A 15684-nucleotide genomic window follows, 5' to 3' on the forward strand; every position below is an offset into this window, starting at 1 on the left:
AGAGGTAAGACAGCGGGCGCACAGGGCTTTATACTCGTGCGCCCGTTTTTGCTTTAGAGGACTCCATCATGGCCGACGCCACGCTCGACCACCAACTTGCCCTGCTCGCGCACCTGCGCAGCATCCTGGTCGCCCTTGGCGAGGCCGAACAAGTTCCCGAAGAAAGCCATGAGCTGTTCATGGAGCGCTTCGACGAACTGGTCGCGCTATTGCCGCAAGACCCCATCGAAAGCCAATACCTGGGCCAGGAAATGCTCTGCCAGGTCATTCAGCGCTACCCGCAAATTGCCCACCTGGTCCCCCGCGATCTGTTGTGGTTCTTCGCTGGCGACTGCCTGCACTTCATGCCCGATGATGAGATCGACCTGTATCAGGCACTCGAAGAACGCCGCTACGAAGCCGAGCAGAATGAAGAACCGTTCGACTGGAATCAGGAAAAACAACTGATGGCGCTCTCGCTACAAGACAGCAGGCACTGATTGATCGGCCTTCACCTTTGAGCGCCCACCCGCAATGAGCTGACGCGTAGTTACACGTCAGCTCCCGGGGCCACACCAAAAAACGCACACCAAAAAACGCACACACAAAAACGCCGCTCAATGAGCGGCGTTTTTGTTTGTATATGGAGCGGGAAACGAGACTCGAACTCGCGACCCCGACCTTGGCAAGGTCGTGCTCTACCAACTGAGCTATTCCCGCAAATGGCGTCCCCTAGGGGACTCGAACCCCTGTTACCGCCGTGAAAGGGCGGTGTCCTAGGCCACTAGACGAAGGGGACGCTGCCCGAAACATACTAGGTATGTTCCAGTGTCCAAAACATGATCCGAAGACCGTGCCCTGGTTTCACCAGCCCTGCCCGAAAGCAAGACTGCTTAAAAATGGAGCGGGAAACGAGACTCGAACTCGCGACCCCGACCTTGGCAAGGTCGTGCTCTACCAACTGAGCTATTCCCGCAATGGCGTCCCCTAGGGGACTCGAACCCCTGTTACCGCCGTGAAAGGGCGGTGTCCTAGGCCACTAGACGAAGGGGACACACGTACAACTTCACTACTTATCTGCGTTTCGCTGTGTGCTTTACGCTGTAAGTGGCGCGCATTCTATGGATGCTGGGGCAAGTCGTCAACCCCCATCTATAAATATATCTAAATCAACGACTTCCCCGCGCATTGATATCTTGGCCCACACGCACAGGCGCCTGAATTACCACGCCGTTAGTTTGACGAACGACCGTTACACCTATCGGCAAAAATGCTTAACCACTACACTCGACACAAACTACCCGAATGAGGTTTCAACGGTGACACCACTCATGATCACCCTGCTGATAGTCGCTGGCATCGTCATTCTGATTGCCATCGGCTTCCTCAACCACGTATCCGAAAACAAGAAGCTGGAAAAGGCTCGCCTTAAGGTCGAGCTGAATGATCGTCTGCGCCGCTGCGGAGAGATCACCGAAACTTTTCCCGGCCAGTTGATGACGCCCGCTCTCAAGCTGCTACTGACGCGTCTGGAACTGAACGTGAACCAGCGCCTGCTCGCTCTGAACAAGGGCAACAGCGCGCTCAAGGCACGTATAGATGAACTCGCGACACTGGTGAATCAGGGCGACGCGATCCCGATCAGCAACCCACCCGGCCCGATCCTGACCGAAGCCAAGGCCAAGGACGTGCGCTTTCTATTAGAAGCCATACACGGCCAGGTGACACGCGCCGCACACGATGGCTTCTTGCCTACCAACGAAGCCAAGTACTGGATCAAGGAAATCCGCAATATTCTGGTGCTGCTGCACATCGAGTTCTTCAATAACCTGGGGCAACAGGCGTTCTCCCACGAGCAGCCCGGTCAGGCGCGACTGGCGTTCGAACGCGGCGTGCAGTACCTGCGTAAACAGCCTGACCCAGCCGTTTATCAGGAACAACTCCGGTACATGGAAAGCATGCTGGCCCGCGCGAACTCAATGGTATTGACCAATACCGCGCCTGCCGAAGGCGAAGTAAACGAATTGACCGACGGATTGAAGACTGTCGAAGCAGACGGCGACTGGAAAAAGAAAGTGGTCTACGACTGAGGCTCTGACTACAAGGCAGACAGGCGCAAAGCCTGTCTGCCGATAAACTCACCGACTCTGCAACCGCCACACCATCAGGCAATCAATCGCACGTGGTCAGCCTGAGAAAGATGGCCACCAACTGTTCCATGCCTGCCTGATCCTGCTCGGAGAAGCGCCCAACACTTGGGCTGTCCAGATCCAGCACACCAATCAATCGCCCGCCCTTGACCAATGGCACCACCAGCTCGCTGTTCGATGCGCTGTCGCAGGCGATATGCCCGTCGAACGCGTGGACATCTTCGACCCGCTGAGTCTTGCGGGTCGCGGCCGCCGCGCCGCAAACGCCACGGCCGAACGGGATTCGCACGCAGGCGATTTGCCCCTGAAAAGGTCCCAACACCAACTCTTCGTTGCGCGCCAAATAGAAGCCAGCCCAGTTCAGGTCATCAAGCTGACTGAACAAAAAAGCAGAAAACTGTGCGGCATTGGCAATGAAGTCACGCTCGTCCGCCAGCAACGACTCCAACTGTGCGGCGAGCAAGCCGTAGCCGTTCAGGCCAGCGCCGGTGTTTTGTAAATCGATCATGCTTGTTGCTCCAACAATTTTAGCCCTACCCAATAACGCGCAAATTGATAAGCACAACGACCGTTGCGATTACCGCGCCCGGTCGCCCAACGGACCGCCGTGATATCCAGTGCCTCATCGCGCTGCCACTCAAGGCCCGACGCTGACGCCAATTGACCAATCCAGTGTTCGACCACGCTCAGAAAGTGTTCCTGAGTGAAGGGATAGAACGATAGCCACAGGCCAAAACGGTCAGACAAGGCAATCTTGTCTTCCACCGCCTCGCTGGGGTGCAGCTCGCCGTCGACCCGCTGCCAGTTTTCGTTATCGCTTTCCTTCTCCGGCACCAGATGGCGACGGTTGGACGTGGCGTACAACAGCACGTTGTCCGGCGCCTGTTCGAGCGAACCGTCCAGCACGCTCTTGAGCACGCGGTAATCGCTCTCGCCCGCTTCGAACGACAGGTCATCGCAAAACAGTACGAAGCGCTGAGGCAATTTCTGCAATTGCTCCACCACACGAGGCAGATCGCCCAGGTGATCGCGCTCAATCTCGATCAGACGCAAACCGCACTGATGATTTTCAGCCAACAATGCACGGACCAGCGATGACTTGCCGGTCCCTCGCGAGCCCCAGAGCAACGCATGGTTGGCCGGCAGACCATCAATGAACTGCCGGGTATTGCGCGCCAGTTGATCGCGCTGTTTATCGACACCGATCAGGTCAGACAAGCGCGTGTCCAGGCTGACGTGGAGTGGCATCAAGTAACCACTGCGACCTTCCTGCACCCAACGTGCGGCCAGGGAGTGCGCCCAGTCGACGGGACGACGAGGTGCCGGCAATAGCGGCTCCAGACGGGCCAGCACCGCATCGGCGCGTTCGAGAAATGCATTTAACCGAGAGTCCACGGTGTCTCCTTAATTAAACTGAATAAAGGCAAGGCCTGATCGGCTATGATTTCCCGGCGAAGAAACACGAGGAATGGCTTTACCCCATGGATATATCGTTCACCAACCGTCTGTCGTTCAAACAAGCGCGCCTGACAGTGCTGGTCGGTTTCGCGCTGGGAACCGTGCTTAGCCTGATTCAAATCACCCTCGATTATGCCAGCGAAGACGCCTCCATCGATCGCGAAATTCGCTCCCTGCTGGAAATCAGTCACAACCCCGCCTCGCGAATCGCTTACAACATTGACGCCGAACTTGCTCAGGAACTGACCCAGGGCTTGCTGCGCTCCCCCGCCATCATGGGCGCGAAGCTCAGTGACAACAATAATGTGGTGCTTGCCGACGTCGAACGCCCACGGGCGGAGAGTCGCTACCGGATGATCAGCGACTTTCTTTTTGGCGAAAGCCGCCAGTTCGAAGATATCCTGCACCTGAACCACATGCCCAACGACTCGATCGGCACCTTGCACCTGGATGTCGACACCTTCGCGTTTGGCAGCCACTTCCTGCAACGGGCCGAAATCACCCTGATCAACGGGTTTGCCCGCAGCCTGCTGCTGAGCGGCATTTTATTAGCGATGTTTTATTTCACCCTGACCAAGCCACTGGTGGGAGTGATCCGCGCACTGAGCCGTAGCGACCCGCACAGCCCCGAGCAAACCCGGTTACCGTGCCCGCCGTGTCATGAGCAGGACGAGATTGGCGTTTTGGTGCAAGTCGCCAATGAGCAGCTTGAAACAATAGCCAGCGAACTCGCCCAACGCCGGACGGCAGAAAACCGCCTCACCGACCACCTGAGCGAGCTGGAAAACATCGTTTCAGCACGGACGACCGAACTCAAAGCCAGTAATACCCGGCTCAGCCAGTCCAACGAGGAACTGCAGATAGCGCGCAGCACCGCTTTGGACATGGCCCAGGCGCGCTCAGCCTTCCTGGCCAACATGAGCCACGAAATCCGCACTCCGCTCAACGGCCTGCTGGGCATGCTCGCGCTGTCTCTGGACAGCCCCCTCAACGCCGAACAGCGTCAACAGCTGTCCATTGCGCATGACTCGGGCAAGGTACTGGTGGAGTTGCTCAACGATATTCTCGACCTGTCGAAGTTTGATGCCGGCCAGCTGGAGCTTGAGCATATCCCCTTCGACCTGGGTGCTTTAATCGAGGACACCGCCAACCTGCTGTCGCAAAACGCAGCACCCAGCGTCGAGCTGACCTGCCTGATTGATCCGCACTTCCCGGCATTGGTACTCGGCGACCCCACCCGGGTTCGACAAATCGTCAGCAACCTGCTGTCCAACGCATTGAAATTCACCCGCCTTGGCCGCGTCGATGTGCGCCTGAGCACCCACGCTGACGGCGTACGGATCGAAGTCCGCGACACCGGCATCGGCATCGCCCATGACGCCCAGGCAAAAATCATCCAACCGTTCATGCAGGCTGCAGCGGGTATCACCCGGCAGTTTGGTGGCACCGGTCTTGGCCTGGCACTGACCCACAATCTATGCGGTGCCATGAAGGGCTATCTGAGCATTGAGTCTCAAGTCGGTTTCGGCAGCCAGTTCAGCGCCGAGCTACCCCTGCCCAGCTACGCCCCGGCACAGGTGTTCGCACCGATCAAAGGGCAAGTGATTGTCGTCAGTCCTGCAAGCAGCGGCTTGGCGGAGTTGCTGAGCAGCCTGCTGCCCAGCTGGGGCATCGCATACCGGCGCTATAGTATCGGAGACAGCCTTTATGGCCTTGAACCCGACCTGCTGATCACCGACTGTCCGGAATGCCTGTTCGGCCTGCGTCCCGCGATCAAAGCACCGATCCTGCTGATCACGGCATACGGTAACTTCATGCCCCGCGACCAAGTCATAGCCCTCGAACCCCTGCAACAACAAGCCCGCCCGCTGGCACGCAATGCGCTGTACCAGACCTTGCGACGGGTGCTGCACGCAGACGAATCCGGCCACCGCGAACTGTCGCTCGGGAATCAGGCAACGGCGCGCAGAGCGCGAATCCTGCTGGTCGAGGATAATCCGGTCAATCAACTGGTGGCCAAGGGCATCCTCAGCAAACTCGGCTGCGAGGTGGTTGTCAGCGGGCATGGTGCCGATGCGCTCGAACGGCTTGAGCATCAGACCTTCGATCTGGTGCTGATGGACTGCAACATGCCGGTGATGGATGGCTACGAAGCCAGTCGGCAGATTCGCCAGTCCGGGCGTTGGCAACAGCTGCCGATCATTGCCCTGACGGCCAACGCCATGCCCGAAGAACGCGAACACTGTCGCGCGGCGGGCATGAGTGACTACCTGGCCAAACCCTTCCGCCGCGAAGAACTGATCAGCCTGCTGGACAAGTGGCTGCCCGTCGCCCCTGGCGGAGCCCCTCTGTAGACACCGGCCTGCCTGCGCCCTACAGCAATGCTTCGATTTCGCTGGAGAGATCCTCTGGCTTGGTCAGGGGTGCAAAGCGTTTGACCAGCTTGCCGTCCTTGCCAATCAGAAACTTGGTGAAATTCCACTTGATGCGTTTCGAGCCCAGCAGGCCCGGCGCCTGTTTTTTCAACTGGACGAACAATGGGTGAGCGTCGCTGCCATTGACATCGACTTTCTTGAACAGCGGAAAACTGACCCCGAAATTCAATTCACAAAACTCGGAAATAGCCCCTTCGTTCCCCGGCTCCTGATGGCCGAACTGATTGCAGGGGAAGCCCAGCACCACCAAACCTCGGTCCTTGTAACGCTGCCAAAGCTGTTCCAGGCCTTTGTATTGGGGGGTGAAACCGCATTTGCTCGCGGTGTTGACCACCAATACGGCCTTGCCAGCAAAATCTGCCAACGTCTTTTGCTCGCCCTTGATGGTCGTGCACGGAATGGACAGTAAATTTTCGCTCATGGCAAAGCCCTCAAAGGCTGGAGTGTGGGGGAAACATAGTGCGCAATTTAATTGCGCGCAATCTAATTCACCTCATCAATATCACAGCATAGGCAAATAGCCCGGCGGTGCGTTATTCCCGAGGAACCAGGTCCAGGCACACCGAGTTGATGCAATAACGCAGGCCAGTCGGCGGCGGGCCATCAGGGAACACATGCCCCAAATGGGCATCACATTTGGCGCAAACCACTTCGGTGCGAATCATGCCGTGGGTCATGTCGCGAATCTCGACGACCGCACTGCCCTCCAGGGGCGCGTAGAAACTTGGCCAGCCGCAACCCGAGTCGAACTTGGTCGAAGAATCGAACAATGCCTCATTGCAGCACACACAGTGATAGACCCCTGCGGTTTTGGTGCTGTTGTACTTCCCGGAAAAGGGCCGCTCGGTCGCTTTCAGGCGACACACGTTGTACTGCTCTGGATCGAGCATCGCTTGCCATTCTTCACGGGTTTTTTCCAACTTTTCCACGGGTACACCTCCACAGCTTAAAAAGCCCGATCTGTATCTTTTCCGCTGATCGGGCGGCACGTATCATTGCGCCTCGTTAGACGTCAGTCTGGCATCCGTGTTTCGCGCATACAAATCCATTTTCATGGCGCTATGCTCGGCAACCCAGGCTATGTGAATACAGTGGATCGTCCATTTTCGGGATCAATCGCCATGCAGGTCAGCAAATCGAACAAGCTCGCCAACGTCTGTTATGACATTCGCGGCCCAGTGCTCAAGCACGCCAAACGCCTGGAAGAGGAAGGCCATCGCATCCTCAAGCTGAATATCGGCAATCCCGCGCCATTTGGTTTCGAAGCGCCGGACGAAATCCTCCAGGACGTCATCCGCAATCTGCCGACCGCACAGGGCTACAGCGACTCCAAAGGCCTGTTCAGCGCACGCAAGGCCGTCATGCAGTACTACCAGCAAAAGCAGGTAGAGGGTGTCGGCATTGAAGACATCTACCTGGGCAATGGTGTCTCCGAACTGATCGTGATGTCGCTGCAGGCCCTGCTCAACAATGGCGATGAAGTGCTGATCCCGGCACCCGACTACCCACTGTGGACCGCCGCCGTGTGCCTCGCAGGCGGCAGTCCGGTTCATTACCTGTGCGATGAACAGACTTATTGGTGGCCTGACCTGCAAGATATCAAGGCCAAGATCACACCGAACACCAAAGCCATGGTGATCATCAACCCGAACAACCCGACCGGCGCGGTCTACCCCAAAGAAGTGCTGATGGGCATGCTGGAACTCGCGCGCCAGCACAATCTGGTGGTGTTTTCCGACGAGATCTACGACAAGATCCTTTACGACGACGCCGTGCACATCTGCACCGCTTCACTGGCGCCAGACCTGCTCTGCCTGACGTTCAACGGTCTGTCCAAGTCGTACCGCGTCGCGGGCTTCCGCTCAGGCTGGGTTGCCATTTCCGGGCCCAAGCACAACGCCCATAGCTACATCGAAGGCATCGACATGCTGGCCAACATGCGCCTGTGTGCCAACGTGCCGAGCCAGCACGCGATCCAGACCGCGCTGGGCGGCTACCAGAGCATCAACGACCTGGTGCTGCCACAGGGTCGCCTGCTGGAGCAGCGCAACAGGACCTGGGAACTGCTCAACGATATTCCCGGTGTCAGCTGCGTCAAACCGATGGGCGCGCTGTACGCCTTCCCGAGGATCGATCCGAAAGTCTGCCCGATCCACAACGACGAGAAGTTCGTTCTCGATCTGCTCCTGTCGGAAAAGCTCCTGGTGGTTCAGGGCACAGCCTTCAACTGGCCATGGCCGGACCATTTCCGCGTAGTGACCTTGCCGCGTGTCGATGACCTGGATCAGGCGATTGGGCGCATCGGCAACTTCCTCAAGACCTATCGCCAGTAAGCTAACGAGTCACGCACTGCCTTGCGTGGTCTGAACGGGCCACGCCGCCAGCCTACGGGGCTTTTCGCGCTAGCGGAGCCCTGGATCGCCCAGGTGTGGGCTATGCTGAATGGGCGAAGGGAACAGACAGATGACACAGTTTGAAATAGTCCCCCTGTTGAATAGCCGCGTGCATCCCCTTATATACCCCGCATCACGTTACATACTTTCATGAGGAGAACGTTTCAACCATGATGCGCATTTTGCTGTTCTTGGCCACTAACCTGGCGGTCGTGCTGATTGCCAGCATCACGCTGAGCCTTTTTGGCTTCAACGGGTTCATGGCGGCCAATGGGGTTGATCTGAACCTCTCTCAGCTGCTGGTTTTCTGCGCGGTATTCGGTTTCGCCGGCTCGCTGTTCTCGCTGTTCATCTCCAAGTGGATGGCGAAGATGAGCACCAGCACCCAGATCATTTCCCAGCCACGCACTCGTCATGAGCAATGGCTGTTGCAAACTGTTGAACAGTTGGCACGCGAAGCGGGGATCAAGATGCCTGAAGTCGGCATCTTCCCGGCCTATGAAGCTAACGCCTTCGCCACGGGCTGGAACAAGAACGACGCACTGGTCGCCGTCAGCCAGGGTTTGCTGGAGCGCTTTTCGCCCGACGAAGTAAAAGCAGTCCTCGCGCACGAAATCGGCCACGTTGCCAACGGCGACATGGTGACCCTGGCGCTGGTACAAGGCGTGGTGAACACCTTCGTCATGTTTTTCGCGCGGATCATCGGCAACTTCGTCGACAAGGTGATCTTCAAGAACGAACAGGGTCAGGGCATGGCCTATTACATCGCGACCATCTTTGCCGAACTGGTATTGGGCTTTTTGGCTAGCACCATCGTCATGTGGTTCTCGCGCAAACGCGAATACCGGGCGGACGAAGCCGGTGCACGCCTGGCAGGCACCAGCGCCATGATCGGCGCCCTGCAGCGCCTGCGCTCGGAACAAGGCGTGCCGGTGCAAATGCCGGACAGCCTGGCAGCATTCGGCATCAACGGCGGCGTTCTCAAGCACGGTCTGGCGGGTCTGTTCATGAGCCACCCGGCACTGGAAGACCGCATTGAGGCGCTCCGTCGTCGCGGCTGATAAGCTTCAGGCAGTGTTACGAGAGGGCGACGCGAGTCGCCCTTTTTGTTTTATCCGGATCAGAGAATAAACCGTCATGCGCTCGCTCGCCCTCGCCCTCGCCTGCATCACCGTGTTCGCCCTGAGCGGCTGCCAAAGCGCGTACTTCGCCGCCATGGAAAAAGCAGGCATCCCAAAACGGCAAATGCTGGTCAGCCGGGTTAATGACGCACGCGACGCACAACAAGATGCCAAGCAGCATTTCAGCAGCGCGTTGCAGAACTATCGCAGTGTGGTGCAACTTAATGGTGGCGACCTGGAGAAACGCTACAACGCGCTGAATGATGATTACCAAGCCAGCGAAAAAAGCGCCGCCGCCGTACACCACCGCATCGGCGCCATCGAAACCGTGGCCGATGTGTTGTTCGACGAATGGAATGACGAACTCGATCAATACAGCAACAAAGACCTGCGCGCCGCCAGCGCCAAGGAGCTGGCTCGCACCCAGACCGAATACCGAGAGTTGCTACAGAAAATGAAAACAGCTGAAAGCCGCATCGAGCCGGTACTGAGCGTATTACGCGATCACGTCCTGTTCCTCAAGCACAACCTCAACGCCCAAGCGATTGGCGCGCTCAAGGGTGAGCACAGCAACCTGCAAGGCAATGTCGACCAACTGCTCAAAGACATGCAGCGCTCAATCGACGACTCCGATGCGTTTGTTCGCCACCTACAGGGCAGTGCGACGCAGTAGGCGATAGGCCCGCTCCTCAAGCCGCGTAACGCCACCCTGCAAAAATCTCCAGCTCTTGCCCAGCACATCGCACTCATCAAGGGTATCCAGCTGCCAGTCGGCTGCCAGCAACTGCTGTACTTCAGCATCAGGCACTGAAAACGGTGGTCCGTCGATTTGAGTCTGATCGTAATCCAGGGTGATCAATAACCCTTGGCACCCGCGAGGCAAAATCTGCGCGAGGTGTCGCGTATAGCGTTGGCGCATCTCAGGTGGCAGCGCGATCAAGGCCGCACGGTCATAAAGCCCGACACACTCGCCGACGTCGTCCGCCGTGAGCGCGAAAAAATCGCCGCACCACAGCTCAATCGACTCAACGCTGTAGACCTTGAACGGCCCGCGCTGACTGATCTGCGCATCCAGGTGCTGTTCGCTAAAGAAGTCCTCCACGGCCTTTTCCGACAACTCGACACCCAGCACGTGAAATCCCTGGCCGGCCAACCAGGCCAGATCCAGGCTTTTACCGCACAGCGGCACCAGCACCCGAGCATGCTTTTTGAGTTCAAGGTCAGGCCAGAAGCGTTGTAAATAAGGATTAACCTCGCCAAGATGAAAACCGATCTGATTGAGTGCCCAGCGCTTGTGCCAAAAGTCCGGCTGCATAAATACTCCTGATAATTCGATAAAAAGACGCGAAAACTTATATTAGATTTAGATCAATGTTCTGCCTGAAGATAACCCCATCTTAACGCTCAGGACTCTCGCTATGTTCCCCAGCTTATTTATCTCTCATGGCTCGCCGATGCTTGCACTCGAACCCGGCGAAAGCGGCCCTGCACTTGCTCGCCTGGCCGCCGAGCTGCCCAGGCCGCGAGCCATTGTGATCGTATCAGCCCACTGGGAAAGCCAGGAGCTGCTGGTCAACGCCAACCCGCATCCGGAAACCTGGCATGACTTTGGGGGCTTCCCGCCGGCCTTGTTTGCCGTGCAGTACCCGGCACCCGGCTTACCCGAACTGTCAACACAGGTGGTCGAACTCCTCACCGCTGGCGGCCTGGCGGCGAAAATCGACAATCAGCGACCGCTTGATCATGGCGTCTGGGTGCCATTGTCGTTGATGTACCCACAGGCCGATATTCCAGTGGTGCAGGTTTCGCTACCCACCCGCCAAGGGCCTGCCCTGCAAACCCAGGTAGGACGTGCACTCGCCAACCTGCGTGAGCTAGGTGTGCTGGTGATCGGTTCTGGCAGCATCACCCATAACCTGCGTGAACTGGACTGGCACGCAGGACCGGAAAGCGTCGAGCCCTGGGCCAAAGAGTTTCGCGACTGGATCATCGACAAGCTGAAGAACAACGACGAAACCGCTCTGCACGACTATCGCCGCCTGGCGCCCCACGCCGTTCGTAGCCACCCCAGCGATGAACACCTGCTGCCACTTTTCTTTGCCCGCGGTGCCGGAGGCGAATTCAGCATTGCGCACCAAGGCTTCACCATGGGCGCGCTGGGGATGGACATTTATCGGTTTGGTTGAGATAGAACCTGTGCAGGCTGAGCCACAGCGAAGCCCCGTATGGAGGGGCAAGCGTTTTTGGTTACTTTTTTGTGGTCCGGCATTCCGGCGCCTGTAAAAAGTGACCCTCCGTAAGGCCGGAACCGTAACCCCAGTACCCGCAAATGCTGGATATACACGCCGAATTCATCAATCCACAAACAAAAAAATCCCCGAACCAGTCGGGGATTTTTTTGTTCAGACGATCAGCTCAAGAGCAGATCAATCTTCGCGATAGCGACGCAGCTTCAACTGCTTGCCAGCAACGCGGGTGTCTTTCAACTTGGTCAGCAGACGCTCAAGGCCATCTTCCGGCAGTTCTACCAGACTGAAGCTATCACGCACCTGGATGCGGCCGATTGCTTCGCGGGCCAGGCCGCCTTCGTTGAGGATTGCACCCAACAGGTTTTTAGCAGCGATACCATCACGCGCACCCAGCGCGGTACGGCAACGAGCACGGCCTTCAGCCAATGGAACCGGAGCACGACGCTCACGATCAGCACCGCTGCGCTCAGGACGATCACCCGAAGATGAACGATCGCTACGCTCACGTGGCGCGCTGGTCGGAACCAGTGGGCGATCACGTTCGATGGCTGCCAGGGTCAATGCTTGACCGTTGGTAGCTTTGCGCAACAGAGCGGCGGCCAGGGCACGTGGGCTGCAACCGATATCGGCGGTCAGGCGATCAAGCAGATCACCGTGGGTCGATTCAGCATCAGCAACCAGTGGAGCCAGGCTGTTAGTCAATTTCTTGATGCGAGCATCGAGAACTGCTTGAGCATCCGGCAGGCGGACTTCAGCAACTTTCTGACCTGTAACACGCTCGATCACTTGCAGCATGCGGCGCTCACGTGGAGTCACCAGCAGCAATGCACGACCTTCGCGACCGGCACGGCCAGTACGGCCGATACGGTGAACGTAGGACTCTGGATCGTAAGGCATGTCCACGTTGAATACGTGGGTGATACGCGGAACGTCAAGACCACGGGCAGCAACGTCGGTCGCGACCACGATGTCCAGACGGCCATCCTTGAGCGATTCGATGACGCGTTCACGTTGGTTCTGAGCAATGTCACCGTTCAGCGCAGCGGCTTTGTAGCCTTTGGCTTCCAGGGCGCTGGCCAGATCCAGAGTCGCTTGCTTGGTCCGCACGAACATGATCAGTGCGTCGAAGTCTTCCACTTCCAGCAGGCTCAGAACAGCCGAGGTCTTCTGGTCAGCGTGAACCAACAGGTGAGCCTGTTCGATCGCGGTAACGGTCTGGGTCTTGGTCTGAATCTTGACGTGCTTCGGATCGCGCAGATGGCGCTCAGCGATGGCACGGATCGATTGAGGCAAGGTGGCCGAGAACAGAACGGTCTGGCGGGTTGCTGGCAAGGCCTTGAAGATAACTTCGAGGTCGTCCATGAAACCCAGCTTCAACATTTCGTCCGCTTCGTCGAGAACCAGGTGGTTCACGGTAGAGAGGACTTTTTCGTCACGGCGAAGGTGATCGCACAGACGACCCGGCGTGGCGACAACGATCTGCGCGCCATTACGGATAGCTTTCAATTGCGGGCCCATCGGCGCACCGCCGTAGACAGCCACAACCGTTACGCCCGGCATTTGCTTGGCGTAGGTTTCGAAAGCGGTGGCGACTTGCAGGGCCAGTTCGCGAGTCGGCGCAAGAATCAGCGCTTGTGGTTCGCGTTTGGCCGGGTCGATGCGATGCAGGATCGGCAGGGCGAACGCGGCGGTTTTACCCGTACCGGTTTGCGCCTGACCAATCATGTCGTGACCGGCCATGATGATCGGGATAGATTGCTGCTGAATAGCCGAAGGCTCTTCGTAGCCAGTCGCGATAACGGCTGCAAGAATATTAGGGTGTAGTTCAAAAGCGGCGAAGCCGCCGATTTCCTGGGTCATGGGTCTGCCTCTAGTGCATCCGCAAAGACCCATGTTCCAAAGCTGCGCGTGCCGTGTAAGACCCTAGAGTCGCCCTGGCTGCTTTGTCGGCGGGGATTTGCGAAAACGTTTGAATGAATGGATCGTCAAGGATAGTCCGCAGAGCGAACAAGCAGCCGAAGCTGGCTTCGGGAAATTGCAATACCTGTACGAGGGCCCTGTTAAAGGCCGGCGCGCACTATACCGGAATTACGCACGAAAGTGAGGGTTTTTTAACAAAATAATAGCTGCGCGTTCGTCCGTCGCAGGCTTTGCGCAAATCCATTGCAGTGTCTATTTTGCAAAGGCCCGGTATCGCGGGGCCACGCTGCTTAAACGGTTCACTGATCCAGGTGTTCACCGCACGTCCAATGCCACTCAGCGCACAAGGATTATGCCTATGCCCTCCTCCTCCACCGGCCGAGTCAGTCGCGAACAGCGGGGTCATATCATGTTGATCGGCCTGGATCGCGTCGCCAAACGCAACGCCTTTGATCTTGACCTGCTCAATGACCTGAGCCTCGCCTACGGGGAGTTCGAACGCAACGATGCGGCGCGAGTGGCCGTGGTGTTTGCCCACGGCGATCATTTCACGGCAGGCCTTGATCTGGCTGCGGCGGGACCGACCCTGGCCAGCGGCTGGGAAGTGCCCGAGGGCGGCTGCGATCCGTGGGGCGTGTTCATCGGCCCCAGGGTCAGCAAGCCGGTGATCGTCGCCGCTCAGGGTTACTGCCTGACCATCGGCATTGAGCTGATGCTCGCCTCGGACATCAACCTGTGCGCCAGCAACACCCGCTTTGCGCAAATGGAAGTGCAGCGCGGGATCTTTGCGTTTGGTGGCGCCACCTTGCGCCTGCATCAACGGGCGGGCTGGGGCAATGCCATGCGCTGGTTGCTGACTGGCGATGAGTTCGACGCACATGAGGCTTATCGAATGGGCCTGGTCCAGGAAGTGATGGCCAGCGAGGATTTGCTACCTCGCGCGATCAAACTGGCCGGACGCATCGCCGAGCAAGCACCGCTAGGGGTCAGGATTACCCTGGCTTCGGCCCGTCAGGCATTGCTGGAGGGGGAAACCGCAGCGGCGAAAAGCTTGCCAGAGCTCATTCGTAGCGTGATGGACAGCGAAGACGCCAAAGAAGGCGTACGGGCGATGCTGGAACGCAGGCCCGGCGACTTCAAAGGCAACTAGCAGCCCCGGACAATCACGTCGCCGGGCGGATGGCTTTGATCAACGGCAGCAGCGAATAACCGAGGCGCGGCGCGAGGGCTTCGGCGCGTTCGGTCAGATGCTGCAAGTCCAGCGTCTGCTCCAGATTCGCCGGCACCATCAGAATCACGTTGCCCTCCTTCACCGGCAGTTCCCAATAGTGGCGGTGATAAAGACCGCGCAACAGCGCAGCGCCCAAGGGTTTACCGTCATCGGTCGCCCATTGATTGATCACCAGCCAGCCACCCGGATTGAGGTGCTTCTGACAGTTTTCCAGAAATTGCCAGGCCAGATGGCCGACACCCGGGCCCAGATCGGTGTACAGATCCACGAAGATCAGGTCGGCGGTTTCGGCAGTGCCGAGCAATTCAAGGGCATCGCCAATGCGTATGTACAGGCGCGGGTCATCATCCAGACCGAGAAACTCGATGGCCAGCCGCGGTACGTCAGGGCGCAACTCGATGGCTTCGACGTCTTCGAGCGGCAAAAACTTGAGGCAAGCCTGGGTCAATGTCCCCGCGCCAAGGCCCAGAAACAGCGCGGTTTCCGGCGCTTCGTGGCACAACGCGCCAATCAGCATGGCGCGGGTGTAGTCGTACTCCAGCCAGCTAGGGTCGGCGGTGAACGTGCAGCTTTGCTCGATGGCGTCGCCGAATTCAAGGAAGCGATACTCGTCCACTTCCAGCACGCGAATCATGCCGAAATCATCGTGTACTTCAGCCAGTACACGCTCCACCCTCTCCTCAGTCATTGCCGCTCCTATCAAAAAACAAGTAACCAATTGAAAAATAAAGAATAAGTGCCATCAAAT

15 protein-coding genes and 4 tRNA genes are annotated in these 15684 nt (G+C 57.9%); 8 read left to right on the top strand and 11 right to left on the bottom strand.

Annotated features, from left to right (window positions below; all coding sequences use genetic code 11):
• Nucleotides 1-68: 68 nt before the first annotated feature.
• Nucleotides 69-479, top strand: coding sequence for a PA2817 family protein (locus RHM55_RS07925; RefSeq protein WP_219061650.1), 411 nt, complete (start codon nucleotides 69-71; stop codon nucleotides 477-479).
• A gap of 144 nt (nucleotides 480-623) precedes the next feature.
• Here the strand turns inward: RHM55_RS07925 and RHM55_RS07930 are convergent.
• The 4 genes from RHM55_RS07930 to RHM55_RS07945 all read right to left on the bottom strand — a co-directional run bounded on the left by RHM55_RS07930 (nucleotide 624) and on the right by RHM55_RS07945 (nucleotide 1033).
• Nucleotides 624-699: transfer RNA gene (locus tag RHM55_RS07930), tRNA-Gly, on the bottom strand.
• A gap of 3 nt (nucleotides 700-702) precedes the next feature.
• A tRNA-Glu gene (locus RHM55_RS07935) sits at nucleotides 703-778 on the bottom strand.
• Between the two features lie 101 nt (nucleotides 779-879).
• Nucleotides 880-955 (bottom strand) — tRNA-Gly (locus tag RHM55_RS07940).
• A 2-nt stretch (nucleotides 956-957) separates the two neighbouring features.
• A tRNA-Glu gene (locus tag RHM55_RS07945) sits at nucleotides 958-1033 on the bottom strand.
• Nucleotides 1034-1310: 277 nt separating this feature from the next.
• Between RHM55_RS07945 and RHM55_RS07950 the strand changes: the two genes are divergently transcribed.
• A complete protein-coding gene (locus RHM55_RS07950) occupies nucleotides 1311-2069 on the top strand; it encodes a hypothetical protein (protein ID WP_322180882.1) in 759 nt (252 codons plus the stop codon).
• 82 nt (nucleotides 2070-2151) lie between these two features.
• Here the strand turns inward: RHM55_RS07950 and RHM55_RS07955 are convergent, their stop codons facing one another.
• Both RHM55_RS07955 and RHM55_RS07960 read right to left on the bottom strand, forming a co-directional pair.
• The gene (locus RHM55_RS07955; RefSeq protein WP_322180884.1) at nucleotides 2152-2637 is read right to left on the bottom strand and encodes a GAF domain-containing protein; all 486 of its coding nucleotides are present in this window, start codon (nucleotides 2635-2637) and stop codon (nucleotides 2152-2154) included.
• Entirely contained in the window at nucleotides 2634-3524 is an 891-nt protein-coding gene (locus RHM55_RS07960) for an ATP-binding protein (RefSeq protein WP_322180886.1), read from the bottom strand. The genes RHM55_RS07955 and RHM55_RS07960 overlap by 4 nt, the downstream gene beginning before the upstream one ends.
• An 86-nt stretch (nucleotides 3525-3610) precedes the next feature.
• Between RHM55_RS07960 and RHM55_RS07965 the strand changes: the two genes are divergently transcribed.
• Nucleotides 3611-5941: a response regulator gene (locus RHM55_RS07965; RefSeq protein ID WP_322180888.1), complete on the top strand. Its 2331-nt coding sequence runs from the start codon at nucleotides 3611-3613 to the stop codon at nucleotides 5939-5941.
• Between the two features lie 19 nt (nucleotides 5942-5960).
• Here the strand turns inward: RHM55_RS07965 and RHM55_RS07970 are convergent, their stop codons facing one another.
• Nucleotides 5961-6443, bottom strand: a complete 483-nt coding sequence (locus tag RHM55_RS07970; protein ID WP_219061655.1) for a glutathione peroxidase — start codon at nucleotides 6441-6443, stop codon at nucleotides 5961-5963.
• Nucleotides 6444-6555: 112 nt separating this feature from the next.
• Complete coding sequence (msrB, locus tag RHM55_RS07975; RefSeq protein WP_322180891.1) at nucleotides 6556-6951, bottom strand: peptide-methionine (R)-S-oxide reductase MsrB; 396 nt, start codon at nucleotides 6949-6951, stop codon at nucleotides 6556-6558.
• Between the two features lie 192 nt (nucleotides 6952-7143).
• Here msrB and RHM55_RS07980 point away from each other — a divergent pair, with 192 nt between their 5' ends.
• The 3 genes from RHM55_RS07980 to RHM55_RS07990 all read left to right on the top strand — a co-directional run bounded on the left by RHM55_RS07980 (nucleotide 7144) and on the right by RHM55_RS07990 (nucleotide 10209).
• Nucleotides 7144-8355 carry a pyridoxal phosphate-dependent aminotransferase gene (locus RHM55_RS07980; RefSeq protein ID WP_322180893.1) on the top strand — a complete coding sequence of 404 codons (1212 nt, stop codon included), beginning with the start codon at nucleotides 7144-7146 and terminating at the stop codon, nucleotides 8353-8355.
• Between the two features lie 230 nt (nucleotides 8356-8585).
• Nucleotides 8586-9476: a protease HtpX gene (gene htpX / locus RHM55_RS07985; protein ID WP_322180896.1), complete on the top strand. Its 891-nt coding sequence runs from the start codon at nucleotides 8586-8588 to the stop codon at nucleotides 9474-9476.
• A 76-nt stretch (nucleotides 9477-9552) separates the two neighbouring features.
• Nucleotides 9553-10209 (top strand): DUF2959 domain-containing protein, encoded by a 657-nt coding sequence (locus tag RHM55_RS07990; protein WP_322180898.1) that lies wholly within the window; start codon nucleotides 9553-9555, stop codon nucleotides 10207-10209.
• Here RHM55_RS07990 and RHM55_RS07995 read toward each other — a convergent pair.
• The gene (locus RHM55_RS07995) at nucleotides 10186-10851 is read right to left on the bottom strand and encodes a thiopurine S-methyltransferase (protein WP_322180900.1); all 666 of its coding nucleotides are present in this window, start codon (nucleotides 10849-10851) and stop codon (nucleotides 10186-10188) included. The two genes, RHM55_RS07990 and RHM55_RS07995, sit on opposite strands and share 24 nt — an antisense overlap.
• Before the next feature lie 103 nt (nucleotides 10852-10954).
• On the opposite strand from RHM55_RS07995, the gene RHM55_RS08000 reads away from it, so the two are divergent.
• Entirely contained in the window at nucleotides 10955-11722 is a 768-nt protein-coding gene (locus RHM55_RS08000) for a class III extradiol ring-cleavage dioxygenase (protein ID WP_322180902.1), read from the top strand.
• Between the two features lie 240 nt (nucleotides 11723-11962).
• Here RHM55_RS08000 and RHM55_RS08005 read toward each other — a convergent pair whose 3' ends face one another.
• Nucleotides 11963-13678 carry a DEAD/DEAH box helicase gene (locus tag RHM55_RS08005; protein ID WP_322180904.1) on the bottom strand — a complete coding sequence of 572 codons (1716 nt, stop codon included), beginning with the start codon at nucleotides 13676-13678 and terminating at the stop codon, nucleotides 11963-11965.
• A gap of 385 nt (nucleotides 13679-14063) precedes the next feature.
• On the opposite strand from RHM55_RS08005, the gene RHM55_RS08010 reads away from it, so the two are divergent.
• Nucleotides 14064-14855: a crotonase/enoyl-CoA hydratase family protein gene (locus RHM55_RS08010; protein ID WP_322180906.1), complete on the top strand. Its 792-nt coding sequence runs from the start codon at nucleotides 14064-14066 to the stop codon at nucleotides 14853-14855.
• Nucleotides 14856-14868: 13 nt separating this feature from the next.
• Here RHM55_RS08010 and RHM55_RS08015 read toward each other — a convergent pair whose 3' ends face one another.
• Nucleotides 14869-15624, bottom strand: a complete 756-nt coding sequence (locus tag RHM55_RS08015) for a spermidine synthase (protein ID WP_322180908.1) — start codon at nucleotides 15622-15624, stop codon at nucleotides 14869-14871.
• Nucleotides 15625-15684 lie beyond the last annotated feature (60 nt).

Source organism: Pseudomonas sp. MH9.2 (assembly GCF_034353875.1).
GTDB lineage: Bacteria > Pseudomonadota > Gammaproteobacteria > Pseudomonadales > Pseudomonadaceae > Aquipseudomonas.